26 protein-coding genes are annotated in these 16,666 nt (G+C 38.6%); 3 read left to right on the top strand and 23 right to left on the bottom strand.

Going from position 1 to position 16,666, the window contains the following annotated elements; all coding sequences use genetic code 11:
* Positions 1 to 153: 153 nt before the first annotated feature.
* The 13 genes from AYJ08_RS02780 to AYJ08_RS02720 form a co-directional block, all read right to left on the bottom strand.
* Positions 154 to 432, bottom strand: coding sequence for a hypothetical protein (locus AYJ08_RS02780; protein WP_018673208.1), 279 nt, complete (start codon positions 430 to 432; stop codon positions 154 to 156).
* Positions 419 to 1,093: a putative phage tail protein gene (locus AYJ08_RS02775; RefSeq protein WP_064016503.1), complete on the bottom strand. Its 675-nt coding sequence runs from the start codon at positions 1,091 to 1,093 to the stop codon at positions 419 to 421. Before AYJ08_RS02775 ends, AYJ08_RS02780 begins: the two co-directional genes overlap by 14 nt.
* Positions 1,086 to 2,156, bottom strand: coding sequence for a baseplate J/gp47 family protein (locus AYJ08_RS02770; protein WP_064016502.1), 1,071 nt, complete (start codon positions 2,154 to 2,156; stop codon positions 1,086 to 1,088). The genes AYJ08_RS02775 and AYJ08_RS02770 overlap by 8 nt, the downstream gene beginning before the upstream one ends.
* Complete coding sequence (locus tag AYJ08_RS02765; protein WP_231928975.1) at positions 2,153 to 2,551, bottom strand: DUF2634 domain-containing protein; 399 nt, start codon at positions 2,549 to 2,551, stop codon at positions 2,153 to 2,155. The genes AYJ08_RS02770 and AYJ08_RS02765 overlap by 4 nt, the downstream gene beginning before the upstream one ends.
* Complete coding sequence (locus tag AYJ08_RS02760) at positions 2,548 to 2,907, bottom strand: DUF2577 domain-containing protein (RefSeq protein ID WP_064016501.1); 360 nt, start codon at positions 2,905 to 2,907, stop codon at positions 2,548 to 2,550. Before AYJ08_RS02760 ends, AYJ08_RS02765 begins: the two co-directional genes overlap by 4 nt.
* Positions 2,891 to 3,880 carry an XkdQ/YqbQ family protein gene (locus AYJ08_RS02755; protein WP_064016500.1) on the bottom strand — a complete coding sequence of 330 codons (990 nt, stop codon included), beginning with the start codon at positions 3,878 to 3,880 and terminating at the stop codon, positions 2,891 to 2,893. The genes AYJ08_RS02760 and AYJ08_RS02755 overlap by 17 nt, the downstream gene beginning before the upstream one ends.
* Before the next feature lie 14 nt (positions 3,881 to 3,894).
* Entirely contained in the window at positions 3,895 to 4,572 is a 678-nt protein-coding gene (locus AYJ08_RS02750) for a LysM peptidoglycan-binding domain-containing protein (RefSeq protein ID WP_064016499.1), read from the bottom strand.
* A complete protein-coding gene (locus AYJ08_RS02745) occupies positions 4,565 to 6,487 on the bottom strand; it encodes a phage tail tape measure protein (protein WP_082890839.1) in 1,923 nt (640 codons plus the stop codon). The genes AYJ08_RS02750 and AYJ08_RS02745 overlap by 8 nt, the downstream gene beginning before the upstream one ends.
* A 52-nt stretch (positions 6,488 to 6,539) precedes the next feature.
* A complete protein-coding gene (locus tag AYJ08_RS02740; RefSeq protein WP_064016498.1) occupies positions 6,540 to 7,025 on the bottom strand; it encodes a hypothetical protein in 486 nt (161 codons plus the stop codon).
* Positions 7,026 to 7,243: 218 nt separating this feature from the next.
* Positions 7,244 to 7,666, bottom strand: coding sequence for a phage tail assembly chaperone (locus AYJ08_RS02735; protein WP_064016497.1), 423 nt, complete (start codon positions 7,664 to 7,666; stop codon positions 7,244 to 7,246).
* Between the two features lie 128 nt (positions 7,667 to 7,794).
* A complete protein-coding gene (locus AYJ08_RS02730) occupies positions 7,795 to 8,082 on the bottom strand; it encodes a hypothetical protein (protein ID WP_064016496.1) in 288 nt (95 codons plus the stop codon).
* A 171-nt stretch (positions 8,083 to 8,253) separates the two neighbouring features.
* The gene (locus tag AYJ08_RS02725; RefSeq protein WP_064016495.1) at positions 8,254 to 9,027 is read right to left on the bottom strand and encodes a phage antirepressor; all 774 of its coding nucleotides are present in this window, start codon (positions 9,025 to 9,027) and stop codon (positions 8,254 to 8,256) included.
* A gap of 17 nt (positions 9,028 to 9,044) precedes the next feature.
* Complete coding sequence (locus tag AYJ08_RS02720) at positions 9,045 to 9,317, bottom strand: hypothetical protein (protein ID WP_064016494.1); 273 nt, start codon at positions 9,315 to 9,317, stop codon at positions 9,045 to 9,047.
* Between the two features lie 157 nt (positions 9,318 to 9,474).
* Between AYJ08_RS02720 and AYJ08_RS23780 the strand changes: the two genes are divergently transcribed.
* The 3 genes from AYJ08_RS23780 (at position 9,475) to AYJ08_RS24695 (ending at position 11,178) form a co-directional block, all read left to right on the top strand.
* Positions 9,475 to 10,380, top strand: a complete 906-nt coding sequence (locus AYJ08_RS23780; RefSeq protein ID WP_064016493.1) for a LexA family protein — start codon at positions 9,475 to 9,477, stop codon at positions 10,378 to 10,380.
* Positions 10,381 to 10,555: 175 nt separating this feature from the next.
* Entirely contained in the window at positions 10,556 to 10,639 is an 84-nt protein-coding gene (locus AYJ08_RS24835; RefSeq protein ID WP_369799657.1) for a putative holin-like toxin, read from the top strand.
* A gap of 455 nt (positions 10,640 to 11,094) precedes the next feature.
* Positions 11,095 to 11,178, top strand: a complete 84-nt coding sequence (locus tag AYJ08_RS24695) for a putative holin-like toxin (RefSeq protein WP_116335379.1) — start codon at positions 11,095 to 11,097, stop codon at positions 11,176 to 11,178.
* A 323-nt stretch (positions 11,179 to 11,501) separates the two neighbouring features.
* Here the strand turns inward: AYJ08_RS24695 and AYJ08_RS02710 are convergent, their stop codons facing one another.
* The 10 genes from AYJ08_RS02710 to AYJ08_RS23775 all read right to left on the bottom strand — a co-directional run.
* Positions 11,502 to 11,966: a phage tail tube protein gene (locus AYJ08_RS02710; protein ID WP_064016492.1), complete on the bottom strand. Its 465-nt coding sequence runs from the start codon at positions 11,964 to 11,966 to the stop codon at positions 11,502 to 11,504.
* A complete protein-coding gene (locus AYJ08_RS02705; RefSeq protein WP_082890838.1) occupies positions 11,967 to 13,280 on the bottom strand; it encodes a phage tail sheath subtilisin-like domain-containing protein in 1,314 nt (437 codons plus the stop codon).
* Position 13,281: 1 nt separating this feature from the next.
* Entirely contained in the window at positions 13,282 to 13,458 is a 177-nt protein-coding gene (locus AYJ08_RS23265; RefSeq protein WP_157452771.1) for a hypothetical protein, read from the bottom strand.
* Entirely contained in the window at positions 13,451 to 13,906 is a 456-nt protein-coding gene (locus AYJ08_RS02700) for a phage tail terminator family protein (protein ID WP_064016491.1), read from the bottom strand. Before AYJ08_RS02700 ends, AYJ08_RS23265 begins: the two co-directional genes overlap by 8 nt.
* A complete protein-coding gene (locus AYJ08_RS02695) occupies positions 13,872 to 14,378 on the bottom strand; it encodes an HK97 gp10 family phage protein (protein ID WP_064016490.1) in 507 nt (168 codons plus the stop codon). Before AYJ08_RS02695 ends, AYJ08_RS02700 begins: the two co-directional genes overlap by 35 nt.
* On the bottom strand, positions 14,378 to 14,740 hold the full coding sequence (locus AYJ08_RS02690) for a hypothetical protein (RefSeq protein WP_064016489.1): 363 nt from the start codon (positions 14,738 to 14,740) through the stop codon (positions 14,378 to 14,380). Before AYJ08_RS02690 ends, AYJ08_RS02695 begins: the two co-directional genes overlap by 1 nt.
* A complete protein-coding gene (locus AYJ08_RS02685) occupies positions 14,740 to 15,099 on the bottom strand; it encodes a head-tail connector protein (protein WP_064016488.1) in 360 nt (119 codons plus the stop codon). Before AYJ08_RS02685 ends, AYJ08_RS02690 begins: the two co-directional genes overlap by 1 nt.
* Complete coding sequence (locus AYJ08_RS23260) at positions 15,099 to 15,263, bottom strand: DUF7210 family protein (protein ID WP_157452770.1); 165 nt, start codon at positions 15,261 to 15,263, stop codon at positions 15,099 to 15,101. Before AYJ08_RS23260 ends, AYJ08_RS02685 begins: the two co-directional genes overlap by 1 nt.
* Positions 15,264 to 15,313: 50 nt before the next feature.
* Positions 15,314 to 16,354: a major capsid protein gene (locus AYJ08_RS02680; protein WP_064016487.1), complete on the bottom strand. Its 1,041-nt coding sequence runs from the start codon at positions 16,352 to 16,354 to the stop codon at positions 15,314 to 15,316.
* Positions 16,355 to 16,370: 16 nt separating this feature from the next.
* Positions 16,371 to 16,666: hypothetical protein (locus AYJ08_RS23775; protein ID WP_064016486.1), on the bottom strand; the 296-nt coding region annotated here is incomplete at its 5' end.

Here is a 16,666-nt window from a genome sequence, read left to right as displayed (position 1 = left end):
AGTTTCTGCCCCGATTCCTTCTGGTGTAAGCTTATTTTGTATATTCTCTACAGCCGTGTGGGCATCCCCGATTCCCTTTTCTATTCGGTTCAAGTCCCTTTCCATGACAACTTCATCATATTTCCAGTCTGTTTTTGCATTAAACGCCATGTATCACCCCTCCTTAATCGTAATTGTGTGTTTAATAATCGTTTCTGAATTGATAGGAACATAGACTACGCTGGAACTAACTACGGTTGATTCGGAATCGCGAATCTCAATTAGATTGATCAATTGAACATCAGAAGGGCTTACTGAAAACTCTACGAACAAAAGGTTTTTATCTTGCGTTACCGTAAAGCCTGTAACTTCAAATGAACCATTAAGCGTTATTTTCTTCAGCTTGCCCTTTACAAAATTCGTTGTATCTAGTATCAAATCATTGGTTATCATCTCGTATCGCCTCCGCAAATGGAGTGGAACCTACCTGCCACTTCGTTGATAATTTCGTTAGTCGGTTTAGAGGAAGCTGAATCACTTCTTTTTCATCTAGGGCCTCCGCAAACGGTGTCCGGCCTAGCCTCCATGTAGTAGAGAGTCTTGTTTGACGAACAATCGTTTGTTTAATGATCTTTTCTGAAAGGGTGATACTTTCTCTAATTTGTGTTCGTTGCTGATACACTAGGTTAGCTGGAATCGTTGTCCGAACTGTATGCTCCACTTCTCGGAAAGCTGGTGCATTTTCGATTTCAGCGTTAACACTAAGAATGAAATTAAGGACATCAACATTAACCGTTACCCTTCCTTTGCCGAGTAACCGGTCCAATTGATGCTGTAGCCAGCGCTCTGTAAATGGTGGCTTGATAGACTTTCGATTCTTTAGCCTCATCCTACGAAACTCTAGCGTCTCATCACTTCTTGGTTTAATCCGTAGCATTCTCTCACGGCGAGCTATACCTTTTTCGCTTGCTGTTTCGATGAATTGATCTGCTAACTCTTGTTCAACAGCTTTAGCAAACATATCCACAGCAAGAGAGGCTGCCTGTGTATATTCCTGCATTTCGAGAACGTCATGATAGTACGGTGGCAGATACTTCATCAATTCATTAGACAATCGTCACCGCCCCCATATACGGCGCTTCCTCGGTATCTAACTCCAGATTTCCTGAAGAGCCGTTTAATGTAGAATCCATTACGTCCAACACCCCTGCAATAGAAAGAAACCGCGATTCGATCTGACTGATACGAACAACGGTTTTCTTTGTATTTTTCCATGCTTTACGTAGCTCTAGGAGATAATCGGAATAGACCTTTTCGACATCGCTTTTCACTTGATCTGGATGCATGTCAGCCTCCAAAATTAGCTTAGTACGTAGGTCTATCGTTTTCTTTTTGTTTCCGACGATCGTAACGCGATGTCCAATAGGAGCTAATCCTAATCCAAGACCACTATTCACTATTGGATCAACAAAAGTCTGGACATCTTCAACCAGCTTTAGTGATGGGGGATTGTAGTCACTACCTATAATAGTACATTTGACTGTGCTTCCACCTTTCCAAGCAGGCGTGACTTGCACACCCCCAACACCTGGTATGTTTCCTACCTTTTCTTTATAATCTGCAATGTTGCCTCCGAACGATTTACTTTCTTGTGCATCGAAATACCTTTTTCGTAGCGATTCATCGTCTTCCTCATCGGCCCCGGGTATTAAAACATCTGTGATTTCTGCTTTTCCTAGTCCCTCAATGTATTCGATTGGAATAAGGGAACCGAATACCGCGTTTCCAGCAGATCCGGCTGTCTCACATTCCAAGAGGAATTCACCTGCTGCTAGTCGTTCTAATGCAATAAAATTCAGGTCCTCATGCGAATATCTACTTTGAAGTGGAATATCAAACAACCTGCCTTCTTGGTCGTAGAATACACCTTTACGCTTTGCTTTTGTTGCCAGACGTCTTTCAACCCCATCTTCTTCTGTCCTTCTATCTAAAAATTCGCCTGTTGCGGTATCAGCATAGTAAAGATTTTCATTTGTCTCTCGTTCCGTTTGTATCTTGATGAATGCTGTTGCCACAGATGAAAGAGCGTCATAGATTACACTACCCTCTCTTTTGTCTACATCTTCACGTATGTTATTGAGCATGAATTCAAAAAATGACTCAAATGTCCAATTCATCGCGCCACCTGCTTTGTCTCTTTAAAATCACCATACTTGGATACGACAACAAACTCAGTTAAAGATGTATCTCCTTCAATCGTGATTTTAAAGTCTGTCACATCAAGGATACGGTCATCTTGCAAAAGAGCCTCCCTGACACACCGTTGAACTTCAGATCGAAAAATAGCCTCATCTTCCATGCTCGGAGACTCAAATCCATAGTCATGAGAGTAAATGAGGTATTCAAAGCGAATGGTGGAAAGTGTTTTAAAAACAGCCTGTTTCACCGCGTCCAGACCGTCTACAAAGCCGACTATGCGTTTATTAACAAGGTCTAGCTTATATGTCTTACTCGGTTGTTCCACCTCTTCCAACGTAACGGAATCAATCGTAGAGCCTTGTGGTAGAATCATGTGGCCACCACCCGATCTAGTACAACGTAGCTGTTTCCTCCTTGCACACGCATGAGTAGGACAGTATCACCCACTTTAAAAGCACGCCTGATAATTAGTTTTTCCGGTAGGGCTACACTGGTGTGTTTATTTTCTGTACCAATTGGCGTTACATCTGTGTAGGCATGTGTATGACTTAAATCAACTTCGTATAAGGTAAGCCGTTCCGGGATGACTAGAAACTCTTCTGTGAGTGTAAATCGCTGATCTACATTGATCTCTAAAGGTTTGTCGCTGGTTACTGTCCCATAAAAAATAGCGACCTGGTTACTTGCTTCATTTACTCCTAAGACTACTTGTTTAATTGCTTCTAGCATGCTTTTGCACCACCTTTAGATCGACTGTCATTGTGTGTTCTGAACCATCAAATTTATGCGTACATTCGTCCACAAGAAAAGGCTGATTAATTCCTAGTCTCTCGATGGAAACCGGAACAAAACAGCCTGCTCTTACTCGGATATCGCCAATAGCAGTAAGTGATAACCTCTGTGTTTCTTTGTTTTTTACAGCAATCAATGTATCAAGTAGTTGCTTGATCTGCGCTTTCGTCATACCCTCGTCCACTTTTTCAAACAACTGCAAACGCCCCCATTTGGCGATATTCGCTGAGTCCTGGGCAATGTATACGTCTCGTTTCTTTGTTTTTTTGTTGTCTTGTACAATCTTTACTCTGTTGTACGTATCAGAATCAATGTTCCGATCTATTGTATAATCGGTCATTAAGCTATCATCACCTAAATAAAAATCAAGTAGCATCTTAGTGGAGTCTTTCAGGACCAACTTACCAAAATCATCATAGAAAACAAGGTTTCTTCCGTTGGCAACAATAGATAAATCTAACGCTTTCCAAATGATATCTAATAACTTTTGGTTGTCTTCAATCATAGTAGGTATCTTGTAACTACTGTTTTCAAGCTCCCCTACTTTCAACCCCACATCTTCTGTAATCTGCTTAATAATTTCTGTGGCTGTTTTCTTTGCAAATACATAGGTATCATTCGTTAGTAAATACCTGAGCTGGTCATAAGCAGTTACCTTAACATCCTCATCCATTCCACCGATAACAGAGAAAACATATCCATAAAAGACGTTTTTCCCATCTTTCATAAAACGTATGATATCGCCATTCTGTACAGTGAATGACGTTTTATCCTGATAGATACCTCGATCGACAAAAGAAAAAGACAAGCTAGAGGGTTTCCCGATTCTACTTGTCTTCCATGTGATTTCAGTTATAATGTCCGTTATGTCCCAAACGTTCCCCTTCTTGTTATCAATTAATATCTCCAATCGGTACTCCCCTCCTATTTAGGCATTTTAAGCACTGTACCAACTTTTAATTTTTTTACCTGTGCATCCGTTAACCCATTTAATTTCTGGATTTCCTTGTATCTAGCACCATTACCGTATGCCTTCTTTGCAATAGACCACAAATCATCACCAGCGACTATTTTGTGTGTCTTAGGTGGCTGTCGATCAGAAGGGCGTGGAGCAGATTTCTTTTGTACAACTTTCTTTTTGGGATCTGCTGGATCGCTTAATACCTTTGCTTGCTTGGCTCCATAGAACAGATACTTTTTTAGTGTGATGCTAAATTCTATGTCTCCACCTGTGCCAGCTACCTCTTTCCAATCAAATGATTCAATTGAAACGGCCTCGTTAATATCAAAGCTTTCTCCAGTGTATATAAATCGGACTGGTTTTTTAGTTTTGCTCCAGGTTTCAATGTACTTTACATATTGAGCTGGTGATAACAAATTATCCGGATAGACAACCCACGGATAGGCTTGATTCGGAAACTCGCTGCTAAATTTATAAACGGTGAGCTTGGGGTCTTTAATCACGTTGATTTCACCTAATCCCACCGTTGTATAAGTTTTGCTGTTATTACCATCGCTAATCTCTATGCTTTCAGGTAGAACAGGGAAAGCAATTACTTTTTCTCGGTTGTTGTAACTTAAGCTCATCAACTCTTTAGGCATGGTTATATACTCCTTTTGCTGAGTTCACTACATCCGTTTGTAGTTTCTTAGTAATCTCAGCGACAACCGTATCAATGTCAGCACCTTTGTTGATGTCTCCCGTTTGAACCTGCACGGTAGGTGTCAGAGTAACGAAATTCTGGATATTCTTCATCTCAGCCAGTTCTCGCATCATTTTCAAGTCTTCATTAGAGATATCTACTTTGTCTTTAATTTTCCCTACTTCATCGACTTTTCCAATACTTGAAATTTGATTCATTGCTTTTAGTGTTGCTTCACTAGGGTTGTACTCAGGAGCCTTCTCTAAGCCTAGTTTCTTTTTAAAATCCTCTAAACTGTAATTTTCAATCATATCCTGACCAGTAGCTTTAAATTTAGAGAAATCTGCTCGGTATTGAATCTCTTGAATCTTATACGCATCTACTCCGAGAAGGTCAGCAAAAAACTTCGTTACATTATTCAAACCTCTAATAGCTCCATTTACAATGTCCATTACAGTGTTCATAGCATTTTGTACGACATCAACAATAAAACCGAAAGCGCCACTAAATACCTTTCTCAATCCATTCGTAACTAACTGCATAGCAGCCAGTGCGGTTATAAGCCCAATTACAAGAGAGATTACAAAGCCTATGGGGTTTGCTCGAAATGCTAGATTCAATGCTTTTACAGCGCTTGTAACAGCTCCTGTTGCTGTACCTAAGCCACCCATTATTAAACTAGCGACAGCATTTGTTGCAATCCAAATTCTAGTGACAATAACTGATCTATTTACCCATAGATAATAGATACCCCATGCAACGGCAACCCCTATAATAACAGGAGTTAATCCCGTCAAAATTATTCCTGTATTGTAGATTATCTCATATGTGGTTATAAAAAGTAGTTTTACAAAATTCCATGTAGGGCCTATAGCATTAAATAGATTACTGAACCCTAGACTTATAATCCTTAATACTGAATATAGACCATCAAAAAAAACAGCGAATTTTTCTGATTGAAAAGCGTTGTTCAGTTTATCAATCAAAGGTAAAATGGCTTTTAACGCACCCTGTCCAGCCTCAGCGAATTGATTTTTAAAATTATTTATAAGTCTTTGCCATTTATACGCTGGGCTATCTAACATTGTTTGAAACGCTTTTTTCCCCATTGATTGAGTTTCTAACAATTTATTAAATGATTTTATAAAACCGTCTATATCCCCCTTTTTAGCAAAATCAATAAGTCCTGAATTACGAATATCCTTTTTACCCATATTAAATCGTTCAGACAAAGATACTAAATCACCACTCATAGCTTCCTTAACTGAAAACATCGCCCCTTGTAATCCTTGACCTGTTGTATCAAAAAAGCTTAATCGTTTTGCAATATTATTCAGTTCGGTGATTTGATTAGCATTCTTTGTAGTTGAATAAAAGGATAGAGCACCTGTTAAAGCGTCACTAATATCTGCTCCAGCAGCAATAGCTTCTCTTTTAAACTTCTGAAACATCGCTGTACCTATATCCCTACTTCCAGTACGAGCAATAAACATATCTAGAAATTTCTGTTGATTCATAGCTCCACCTAGGGTGGCTTGCCCTATCTGTTGGGCTGTATGAATACTTAAATAGGCAGCAGCTATATTTTTTAATCCTGAAACTAACCTATTTCCTGAGTTTATTGAACTCATTAAAGAATTGTTAAAACGTTGTTGTTCATTTGTAGCGCGCTGGGTGGCACTTATGAGGTCTGCCTCGGCGCTTGTCAATCGTCTTGAAGCTGATTCTAAAGTTCTTATTGCTGAAGCATCTGCATTTGTTGCCGTAGCCATCTGACGCATAACACTTATAGTCATATTTAAAGACTGTGATATTTGACGTAATGGTCCTGAGAATCCATCGAATAGTCGTAAACTCGATGATACTGTGGCCAAAAGTTCCCCTCCTTTATAACAAAATAAAAAAGCGCCATCTAGGGCGCTAATTTTACTCTGCTAATTCAATTTTGGTTATTTTTGCTTCTACACTTCCCTCCTTCCAATCATCACTAATGTTTTCAGCGCTCCAATATGTCCCTGAACTCGTTTTCCATGTGTAATTTGGTTTTAACTCATCCATTTTATTACCAATAGTCTTAAATGGATTCATCGTCTTTTCCCCTACAGGTTTTCCTTCTTTATCTAAAAAGTAGAATGTAATTTCAAGACTTTTTACCGATTTCTCACCAGTATTTTTTATATCATAGCTAAATCCAGGTTCTTTAGAGTTGTCATACTTCGTTTCCCAATTTGCTTTTAAATTTTGAATTTCAAGGAACTTAGAATATTCAATGTCATTCTTTTCCTCAACTACTTTAGCAACCGATTCTTCTTGTTTTTGAGGTAATTTTGTCTCAGAAGAGTCTGTCGGCTTAGAACAACCTGTTATAAGAGATAGAGATAGAGCAACAACTAAAAAGAATGATTTTTTCATTACCTAACCCCCTATGTAATATTTCTACCTAAATGTACCATAGGGGAGTTAGATTTTTTATGTTTTATTCAATTTTTTTTCGTTTTCTACACGTATCGAAATTAAAGCAACGAGAGCTGCTTTCTTTTTAGGAGGATATTCTGCTAATTCCCATGGTAAAATTCTTAGCTTATGGAGAGCGTAATAGGCTATATTCCACCATTCATCGCCCTCCTGTACTAGTTTTTTACTTCTTCTACTAGCTCACTGATTTCTTTATCGAATCCATTAATCTCGTCGATTTTTTCATAGAGTACACTTGCTTCACCAGAGATTAACATAGCTTTTAATAGACTTTCAGCACCAATAACTTTATAAGAATCTTGAAGAGCTTTATTTTTTAAATCTGGATAAACCACACAATTTACAGCCAATTTAACACGGTACTCATTTGGATCAAATTCAGGCATTTGCTGTCTTTTCTTATTTTTGGGATGACGAATACACTCTTTACGAATTCTATCATTTTCAGATTCAGTGATAGTGCGAATTTTCCATTTAACAGGACTACCATCCTTATCTTTAAAACGTTCAGATACAACAAATTCCTCTACTACCTCAGTTGAAACGTTCTCTGCAAAAAACATTGATAAATCGCTCATTATTATTTTCCCCTCTCATTTGTTTGTTTTTGTTTAAAATGCATCACATATTAATCATGAGGCTTACATAAGCATCACCCCTTTCAATAGAAAAGACACACCCCATATGAGTGTGTCTTCAAATATTATTATTGATGGAAAATAGTTACTGGACTAATCTCTCTGCTTATTCCCAAACCATCTTTAAAACCTGACCGATATGCTACCTCTTCTCCAGAAGATCGCATCGTGATAACTGATTCATATAAATCCTGTAGCAATTTCCGTTCTTCTGGTAACAGCCCTTCTAATTTAATCATAATTCTATCAAACTCGTTTCGACCTCTTATTACTCCTTCAGATTCATCTGTAATAAAATAAACCTCATCAACACGTTTTTGTATCGCTGGTTCCAGCCATTGTATGAGCGTACTCATTGTTCTTTCCCCCTGATTTAAGGGGCAACACCGTGTAAATTCTTGTTGTCTGTGGTATACTGTTATGTAAGGGTATTGCCCGGATTGTTTATGAGTTCATCTTCTCTGTTCTTGGTCGGATACAGAAGATGGACTTTTTATTTTGTTTACTACAAATTCCCCCAATTACAATCATGCCACGATTCCACCCTTAAATTTATTGATGAAATAAACCTGTCCCTTTCCAGTAACTTTTGGTGTATACTCTGTTTTCAACTCCCCATTAGACCCAGTGCGAACATGTGTCTTCAATTCAAGCAACCCTAATTCTAGACTTCTTTGAGTAGGTTTGTTATACATGTCCCCTTTTTTCTTACATATATAACCGTTGTCTCTTAGCCAACTGAACAAACGATTCTGACCAATATTAATTCCCTTCTGCTTAAGTAGAGTGGCTAAATCTTTAACAAGAATTGAATTTGTTGAGACTTCCACTGCCTCAGCAAATACCACTTTATGTCTTTGGGATTCAATCAATTTTTCTGCATCCATCCTCGCTTGCTGTTCTTCTTTCAGCTTAGTAGCTAGTCCAATGATAAAGTCTGGATTGCTCAAAGTCTTTTCAATTGTTTCAGGTGTCATATAAGCACCGTGTTTTCTAATAGAAGGAAGTACTTCATCAAAAACCCAAGATTCAAACTGTTCAGCTGTTGGCAATTTTGACTTCGTAATAAGGCGATAAAGATTTCCTTCGCTAATAAATTTCATCTGCTGCATTCCACCATTCGTAAGGACCTCGCGTTTTGCGACCCCCTCTTTGCGGCAGTGTTTTGATAATGCATCATGTGGATTAGAGTATCCTAGTGCCTTTGCTGTTTGAGTAGCACCAAACCATTCTTTCCCTTCTATAACGATTACCTCTACTTCTCCAAAAGCCGGGTGTCTAAAAAGTTGAACATTGCTCATCTTCCATCCTCCTTTAATTAACTGACTTGTTCTTTTTTTAATTCTTTTAAAATATCATTTGGTATTCTTTCTCGATAGGCTGCTACTTTGAGTTTTATAGCATTAATGCCAATGACCTTTGATATAGCATCGTTTAGTTCATCTCCCGCAGGTGGAATTCTTCCATTTTGCAACTTACTTAGGTACCCTTTGTTAGTTTTGAATCCATACTTTTGAAGTTGATTGCAAATCTGTGATAGCGACAAGCAGGAGTTTTCAATGCATTGTCGAAGAATATCTGAATACTTCATTAAATAAAATCCTCCTTTCGTTTCCTTTATACACAACGTTGTGTTTTGAATAAACGTTGTGTTAAGTAAATCCTACCATGTTGTGTTTTTGACGTCAACTATCTAAATTTGCTACAATAATGTTGTGTTTAATGCTACAACGAAAGAGGTTAATTTAATGACATACGCTGAACTATTAAGTTCTTATATTGAAAAAAGTAATTTGAGCCTTAGTCAGATTTCTAATGCCTTGAAAGAAAAAGGCTTTTCAACAGATAAGGGTTATATAAGCAAACTTCAAAATAACAAAATTCCTCCAGCAGGTGAGGAATTAAGCAGAGCACTGGCAGAGATTACTGGAGGAGATCCTGATCTATTAAATATTGCTGCATATATAGAAAAAGCACCCGTCATAATAAGACCTTTGATAAAATGGTATTTAGAAAACTGGGATACTTTTGTCACAGTATTATCAAATATTTTTTATTTTACAAGAGATAATCCAGATGATCCTAACACAATTCAATTTCTAGAAATGTTAAAGACAAAATCTTTAAACGAGCAACTTGATATTATTATGCATTATATAGAGAGATATGAACTCTATAATTACACTGCATTAAGAGGACGTCTGACCGAGAGTAATCTATCAGAAGAACAAATCAATAATGTAATTTCTACACTCGAAAATAAACCAGTAAATAAAATTACAGTATTTGACCATGGAAAATCAAATTGGACGTACGATTGGGTAGATACTTCAAAAACTGGTATTGACCCAATGACACATTCTTTTGAAATTGTTGAAGATGATAGTATGAGTGGTGCAAACATTACAAAAGGATCGAAAGTCTTAATTCGTTACTTGAACAAAAAAGAAGAAATTACATTCGGAAAAATTTATCAGGTATATTTAAATAATGAGTTCATGATTCGTCGTATCTATAAAATTGACGATAATACTATTCTCTTACAATCAGAGAACCCCAACTTTCCACCTACAGTTGTTAATAAACCTGTATCAGAAACCTATTTTAGGATTATTGGAATTGTTGAATCTGTCGAATTCAATCCGAATGCTTAGATAATTATTAAAGACGCTCCTCATAACGAGAGAGCGTCTTATTAGTTTTTATTGAAATTACGTCATACGTCGTAAACTTTTTGATAAATCTATCAATAATCATGTTATAATCTTCCATGTACATAGACTCGGCTCACTCTCTTTTTGCCCTATAAAAGGGAAAGGGGGTGAGAATATGACAGTATATGAGGCAATTTCATTAATGATAGCTTTTGCGTTATTGATAATTGCTATACTGACATTCGCGAAAAAGAAATAGACCTCCCTTAAGCGCGTAAACTGAGGGGAGAGTCTATTCTTCGGTTAACCTGTGAGCTAACCCTTTTGAAGGGACAGTCTTTGTACAAACCGTGGGTGCTACCAACACCTGCGGTCTTTTTTTAGTTTATGCCAAAGCATAAACAATTAATTCTGTTTTTAGGTAAAAAATAATTTAACTTTCTACATCCAATATTACCATGTATCCCAACTTGTTTCATTCATTATTTTACATTAGCTAACACATTATTTTACATTTAATGTAAGAGCCTACTATAGAAACTTTTAATCTCTCTAAAATTATTTGTTAAATTTATACTAAAAAGACGCCTCTAAAATTAAAGGGGCGCCTTTTCGCAAAATTATGTTATAATCTTCCATGTACATAGACTTGACTCTCTCAAGGGGGTCGACTCACCTCGCTTTACCCCAACAACAGGGAAAGGAGGTGAGAATATGGAGGTATATCAAGCGTTATCGCTGATGTTCATGTTTGGCATGTTCATCCTCGCTTTGTTAACCTACTTAAAAAAGAAATGACCTCCCTTGAGCTTACCAGGCCGGGAGATCACTCTCGCTTCTAACATCGAGTCGCCCCTTTGATGGGACAGTCTCTTGTACAAAACCGTAAGATGTTCGCGCATCTTGCGGTCTTTTTTAGTTTATGCCAAAGCAAAATTATTCATTCTGAGTTTAGTATTACAATGTATTACAATGTATTACAATGTATTACAATGTATTACAATGTATTACAATGTATTACAATGTATTACAATGTATTATTTTGTTATGCATTATATACTCAATAATACCACAAAAAGAGTATTGTCAATACCCCTTTCCATGGGTTTAATACAACTTTTTTACCCTAAAGTTGGTTTTGCAAAACTGTCCAAGATGTCAGCATCTTGCCAAGTGAAGCTAATTTCCTCTTCCATGTCCTCACTATCTATGTCCAAAAGAGCCATTGTAATGCCATCAAGGTTAATTCCTTTGATTACTACTGTTTGCTTCCCAACGCTAGATGTCGGGTCCTCATTCGTGATCTGAACATCAAAGTAAATGTCTTTACCTGTCTTCATGTAATCGAGCATAAGTTGGCGGAAAAGGGTGGTCACATAGTAAATAGTCATGCTGCCTGTACCTTTCCATCCCATTGCCTTATGCTGTGTACCGCGTCTGTTTAGTGTCTTTCCTTCTTTTTTGTTCTTTTCTACCTTGGCCTCAAACTTTTTAAGCCAGAACATTTCCTCTACACGACCATTAATCGTGGCGTAGGCACGTCCTTCCTGACCATTTATCGTGTCTTCATATTTTAAAAAACCCATTTATCGCACCACCGCCTTTAAGTAGTTTTTCTCCATGGCATCGACAGGTTGGATATACCCCTCCGTTAGCAATGAATCACTATCATTACCTGGAGAAACAATAATGTCCTTTTGAGGATCAAAGTTCTGAATAGCTCCTATTGCTTGATACTCCTCTACTATCTTGATGCATTCTTTCTTGTAAAGATTGCGTCCATCATCGTTGTTATTGATCTTCCCTAAGTAATCACTATCAAAAGCACGTTTCCAATCCTTTACAACGCCATTTATAGTTCGTACAACACGATTTTTACTGAAATATTTACGTTTATCTGGGCTAAAGCTAGTAAACGTGTTGATATCCTGTTCTACGACCACTTTGCCGTTGTGTTGTTCAAACAAAAACTCCCCGTTAAGAAGAGCTTTCGTGATCTGTGAATCGTTTAGGCGTCCATGTACGGCTACAGCATCATCATAGGCAGTATGCGTAAGAGATTGGTTAGCGTTAGCACCTGCTGTTGCACCAGCCACCCATGCCGTTGCTTTTACTGCATCAATTACAGTACTGTTTGACAATATAACCCCATTAGAAACACTAATAACCGTCGGATCGTCAGCCAACGCATAGTTAGGTACCACGATTTGAATAAATCTGTTTTGTTGATTTGCCAAGCGTTTAGCAAAGGCAACGTAGACTGATTTAATAGTTGGATCATCATAAGGAACAGCCATTGCGTCAAAGTCGTGTAACTCAATAGCTTCTCGATAAGCTGTGTGGTTTACCCCTGTTTCTGTTCCATCGGTACCGCCTGTTAATGGGATACCAGCACTTGCGACAAGGGCGCCTGAACCAGTAAATGTTACAAATTTATTAGCTTTCAGGTCCTCAATTTTCTTAGCAAGCTGATTATCTACAATAGAACCAGCTACCAGAGTTTTTACAATGAAAGTTGTTTCATCATCAATGTCTTGTTCTACCACAACAGTGATGTCATTACCTCTAATCCCGCCATATAGAGCCGTAACCGTTAGGTTATCACTTGTAGCCTGTGCTTTTGATCCTGTGTTAAGGCGGTACAGCAGCAAGGTTTTAGCTCGCTTTAGTGCTTCCTGAACTAAAAGCACCTGTGGCTTGGAAATATCGTAGCCTAACTTGTCTAGCATATTCTCACCTGCCTGTATTTCCATAACTTCGCCGGATGGCCCCCAGCTCAATGAAAGAGCCATTGTAACTGTTCCTCGGTCACTAATAGCGCCTTGTGGTTTTGCTTCGCTTACAACGGTAACGTACGTATTAGGGCGTATTTTGTTTTGAGTTACCCAATTTTGCATCATATCAACCAAACTCCTTTCTCGAAAAATCTAAAAGCACGTTATCTACTTCCTCTTTCGTATAAGTGTTCGTATTATCTAATAGAGCCGAAATAATGTCTTTTTGAACTTCCGTGTATCTATCAGAACCGATAAATTGTTCTTTCTTAAACCGTGGTGCTTCGCTATTTTTCTTACTCATACTTTAACCCCCTTTCAATCCAGTTCTTTTGCATTTTAGGAACCGAAGGTTTTGGACGAACAACATGAAAGTTGTAATCAACAAAAAAATGCAACACATCGTCTACAATCGTGTGTCGCATCTTAATTCCTCGAATGGGCTTACCTTTTAGGTCAATCAATTCCAATACCTCTACCAGCCTCTCAGCGACCTCGTAGCGCTCTGAATTAGATGAGGCAAAGTAATGGATATCAAACGGGTGAAAACGCTTGTAGCGCCTGTCTAGCTCCTTATCTTGACTGCCTTCTAGCATAAGTACAAAAAAACAAGGCTCTTTAAAACCTTGTGGCAGTCGATCTCCATATACTTTAGCTGCTGGATACGCTTTTTTGATTGCTGACATAACAGCATTGCGGACATCATTAATCGTTATTTCAATCGAAATCACCTCTTCTAGTTGGGCGACCATTCATGATGTCATTAAGTAACTCAGCTTGACGCTTTTCAAGATAGCGCGGTAACTCTTTTTCAATCTCTTTCATGGAAATTGTCATCATGAATCGACCTTCTACCCATCCACCTTTTTCACCAACCTGCATTCCAGTCTTGGCTGCTGGATCATAGACAAATTGGTTGCCTTCCCATCTACCAGGAACCCAGTGTGAGCGAAAGCCGTATTCTACGAATGATGCATAATCAAGATTAGAAAAGATTTCAACCATATAATTGTTACCGCGCTTTTCGATCTTCCCTACCCTCCAGCTTTTTCTTAAATCACCAGTAGGCCCAACAACTGTACGTTTTTTTATTTTCCTTTCAGCTCTGTATGCCATCTCTGTAAGAAAGTCTCGGATGAATCGCTCTACTACACGTTCATCATTCGCTGTTTGAAAAGCCTTTGCCAAACGTTCAAAACCACCCATATCAAAGCTTCCTGCCATTATGCTTTATCCTTACGTTGAATACTAATCTCTTGGTGAGTGGGATAAAGGAATGGTTCACCTGCTGTATAAGTTCGGGTAACTCCTCTGCCTGTGACTTCTATCTCATCGCCTTGAAGGATTACAATGTCTGGTGAGATAAAGAGTTTCGTTTCATAAACAACCTGATTTACTGTGGCTGTCTGTCCATTTGTTCCAAGAGCTTTCTGAGAGAGCCGGCAAGGCTGATCCTCATAAATGATAGTCGGTTCGGTTTCGACTTTTGTCTCGCCCCAAGGCGTTTCGGTTTCAGTTATCCGTTTAACAGTAGCTCTATCCTCATACATACGTTCTAACGCCATTCGATGCTTTGCATAGTTCATTACCACACCAACTTTCGATATCGGTTCAAATCCACTCGATAGTTTAAAACTATTGAATCAATTACACCCTTTGATGTACTCGTTACTCCCTCGCTTTTACCAGGAGAGCTTGAAGTATCGCCGATTTTGATTGACTCGCTAGTAGCAGTTGCGGCGGCCACTTCACCAACTGTTGCTTGTTCAACCCTCAATGCATCAATGACCATAGAAGCCCATGTAAAATGTAATGCTGTTGGAATGTCTGAGATACCACAATAGTGCATAATGCGATTCCCTATCTCATTGATATACGTTTCGATTAACGGTTGTAGAGTGTCATCAGAAAGCCTAAGTCGTTCCTTTACAATAGGCCATATCATTATTCTTCCTCCGTTCTAATAACACCGTCTTTTATTAAACCCTCTCGATCTTCTTCTTGGATTTCAGACACTTCTCCAGCCTTATAACGTTTACCACGATATTTCACGTTCACAGTCCATACAACTGATCCAGAATCCTTTTCCTGACTAGCTTTCTTAGCCATAACTATTCACTCCTTTGAATCAAATAAGGGAAGATCCCCTCCCCTCTTGACTAAGCAACTCTTGCGATGAAAATAGTATCTATGGTTTCGAATGAAGGCAGGACAATCTCGCTAACGATAGTTTCTACATTTACTGGGTGTGGCTCTTTAATCGTGGTTATTGCTACACCTGTATTAACAATGGAAACCTGCGCTACTGTGCTTCCAGCTATCAAATCAGATTCTTCTGGTGTGGTACCGTAATATGTGTTTCCAAGCGTTCCATCTGGGATGAGCGTAAAAACATCATCTGGATAGAATAGATTTGTACTACCATCCTGTAGAGCAAACTTTTTATTGTAAACTGCTACATTAATCCCTAACTTAGATTGTAAATACTGCTTCATCATTGCGTCTGTCATGATGACGTTCTGACCGCCCAATGGATTCATATCTAGTCGTACAGGTTTGTTCTGCAAGATGTAATTCCACGTTTTCCGTGTGCAAATCGCATTCGTTGGGCGAACACCCGTATCATCCTCGACCTTATCCTGCCATGTCTTAATATCACCGACCACATCAGCGTCTGGACTGCTCCACTTCGCATCAGCAGTCAACGTTTCTTTGTGCTCCTCTGGCATTTTATAGTTGTAGTCATAGTTCAATCGGTTAGCCGTAATGCTAATCTTTCCAGTAGAAAGCAACTGCATGATCATACGTTCTGGAATAACTTGTGCACCATTTACCAGGTTAGTTACATCATCATAGATCGCATTGATAACTGGCATGATTAACGCTTCGTTTTTCGAAGCAGCAAGTTTGTTTAGTTCCTGACGATCTTTCTCCCCAATCCGCATTGCTTCACGGAAGAACGGCATTTCCGTATCAATTTTGCTGAATCCGATACGATCACGTAGTGTAGCCTTTGCATCGAATTCAGAAGGCATTAATGCAATTGGTAGTCCTCGTGAACCTTTAATCCAACTCAGATCAAGACCAAGTTGTTTTTTTGACGGGAACAGTGTGGCTCCCAAATAAGGAATCGTGTTAGATGGATTAGCTAGATAGTACGTTGAAATGTTCTTTGCATTTACAAGATCAAAAATATTCATTCAGTAACACCCTTTCTTATTTCAAAAATGTAATTTGTTTAAGCGCAGCAGTTTCTGCAACATCAGGTTGATTCGGAATTTTATTTACATCAATAAATCCATGGATGACCATTGCTCCTGATGCAGGGCCATACGTGACATCAGTGTCATTTAATAGAACACCCTCTGCATCTGACTTATCAGTAGATGTTTTAGCCTTCTTTGCAACTTTACTCGGATCAGCTAGCACTCCACCGCCCAAAATAGTTCCAGCCGGTACTATTTTCTTTCCCTCAGCATTCGCCGTAACTCCCGTATCATCTACTGTTACAG

Source organism: Brevibacillus sp. SKDU10 (assembly GCF_001645205.1).
GTDB lineage: Bacteria > Bacillota > Bacilli > Brevibacillales > Brevibacillaceae > Brevibacillus_B > Brevibacillus_B halotolerans.
This window is presented reverse-complemented; position numbering and strand designations above follow the sequence as displayed.

What these genes read in the sequence shown, in the direction of transcription:
- AYJ08_RS02780 (WP_018673208.1), bottom strand. Translation starts at nt 432, where the DNA reads ATGATAACCAATGATTTGATACTAGATACAACGAATTTTGTAAAGGGC.
- AYJ08_RS02770 (WP_064016502.1), bottom strand. Translation starts at nt 2,156, where the DNA reads ATGAATTGGACATTTGAGTCATTTTTTGAATTCATGCTCAATAACATA.
- AYJ08_RS02765 (WP_231928975.1), bottom strand. Translation starts at nt 2,551, where the DNA reads ATGATTCTACCACAAGGCTCTACGATTGATTCCGTTACGTTGGAAGAG.
- AYJ08_RS02760 (WP_064016501.1), bottom strand. Translation starts at nt 2,907, where the DNA reads ATGCTAGAAGCAATTAAACAAGTAGTCTTAGGAGTAAATGAAGCAAGT.
- AYJ08_RS02750 (WP_064016499.1), bottom strand. Translation starts at nt 4,572, where the DNA reads ATGCCTAAAGAGTTGATGAGCTTAAGTTACAACAACCGAGAAAAAGTA.
- AYJ08_RS02740 (WP_064016498.1), bottom strand. Translation starts at nt 7,025, where the DNA reads ATGAAAAAATCATTCTTTTTAGTTGTTGCTCTATCTCTATCTCTTATA.
- AYJ08_RS02735 (WP_064016497.1), bottom strand. Translation starts at nt 7,666, where the DNA reads ATGAGCGATTTATCAATGTTTTTTGCAGAGAACGTTTCAACTGAGGTA.
- AYJ08_RS02730 (WP_064016496.1), bottom strand. Translation starts at nt 8,082, where the DNA reads ATGAGTACGCTCATACAATGGCTGGAACCAGCGATACAAAAACGTGTT.
- AYJ08_RS02725 (WP_064016495.1), bottom strand. Translation starts at nt 9,027, where the DNA reads ATGAGCAATGTTCAACTTTTTAGACACCCGGCTTTTGGAGAAGTAGAG.
- AYJ08_RS02720 (WP_064016494.1), bottom strand. Translation starts at nt 9,317, where the DNA reads ATGAAGTATTCAGATATTCTTCGACAATGCATTGAAAACTCCTGCTTG.
- AYJ08_RS23780 (WP_064016493.1), top strand. Translation starts at nt 9,475, where the DNA reads ATGACATACGCTGAACTATTAAGTTCTTATATTGAAAAAAGTAATTTG.
- AYJ08_RS24835 (WP_369799657.1), top strand. Translation starts at nt 10,556, where the DNA reads ATGACAGTATATGAGGCAATTTCATTAATGATAGCTTTTGCGTTATTG.
- AYJ08_RS24695 (WP_116335379.1), top strand. Translation starts at nt 11,095, where the DNA reads ATGGAGGTATATCAAGCGTTATCGCTGATGTTCATGTTTGGCATGTTC.
- AYJ08_RS02710 (WP_064016492.1), bottom strand. Translation starts at nt 11,966, where the DNA reads ATGGGTTTTTTAAAATATGAAGACACGATAAATGGTCAGGAAGGACGT.
- AYJ08_RS02705 (WP_082890838.1), bottom strand. Translation starts at nt 13,280, where the DNA reads ATGATGCAAAATTGGGTAACTCAAAACAAAATACGCCCTAATACGTAC.
- AYJ08_RS23265 (WP_157452771.1), bottom strand. Translation starts at nt 13,458, where the DNA reads ATGAGTAAGAAAAATAGCGAAGCACCACGGTTTAAGAAAGAACAATTT.
- AYJ08_RS02700 (WP_064016491.1), bottom strand. Translation starts at nt 13,906, where the DNA reads ATGGTCGCCCAACTAGAAGAGGTGATTTCGATTGAAATAACGATTAAT.
- AYJ08_RS02695 (WP_064016490.1), bottom strand. Translation starts at nt 14,378, where the DNA reads ATGGCAGGAAGCTTTGATATGGGTGGTTTTGAACGTTTGGCAAAGGCT.
- AYJ08_RS02690 (WP_064016489.1), bottom strand. Translation starts at nt 14,740, where the DNA reads ATGAACTATGCAAAGCATCGAATGGCGTTAGAACGTATGTATGAGGAT.
- AYJ08_RS02685 (WP_064016488.1), bottom strand. Translation starts at nt 15,099, where the DNA reads ATGATATGGCCTATTGTAAAGGAACGACTTAGGCTTTCTGATGACACT.
- AYJ08_RS23260 (WP_157452770.1), bottom strand. Translation starts at nt 15,263, where the DNA reads ATGGCTAAGAAAGCTAGTCAGGAAAAGGATTCTGGATCAGTTGTATGG.
- AYJ08_RS02680 (WP_064016487.1), bottom strand. Translation starts at nt 16,354, where the DNA reads ATGAATATTTTTGATCTTGTAAATGCAAAGAACATTTCAACGTACTAT.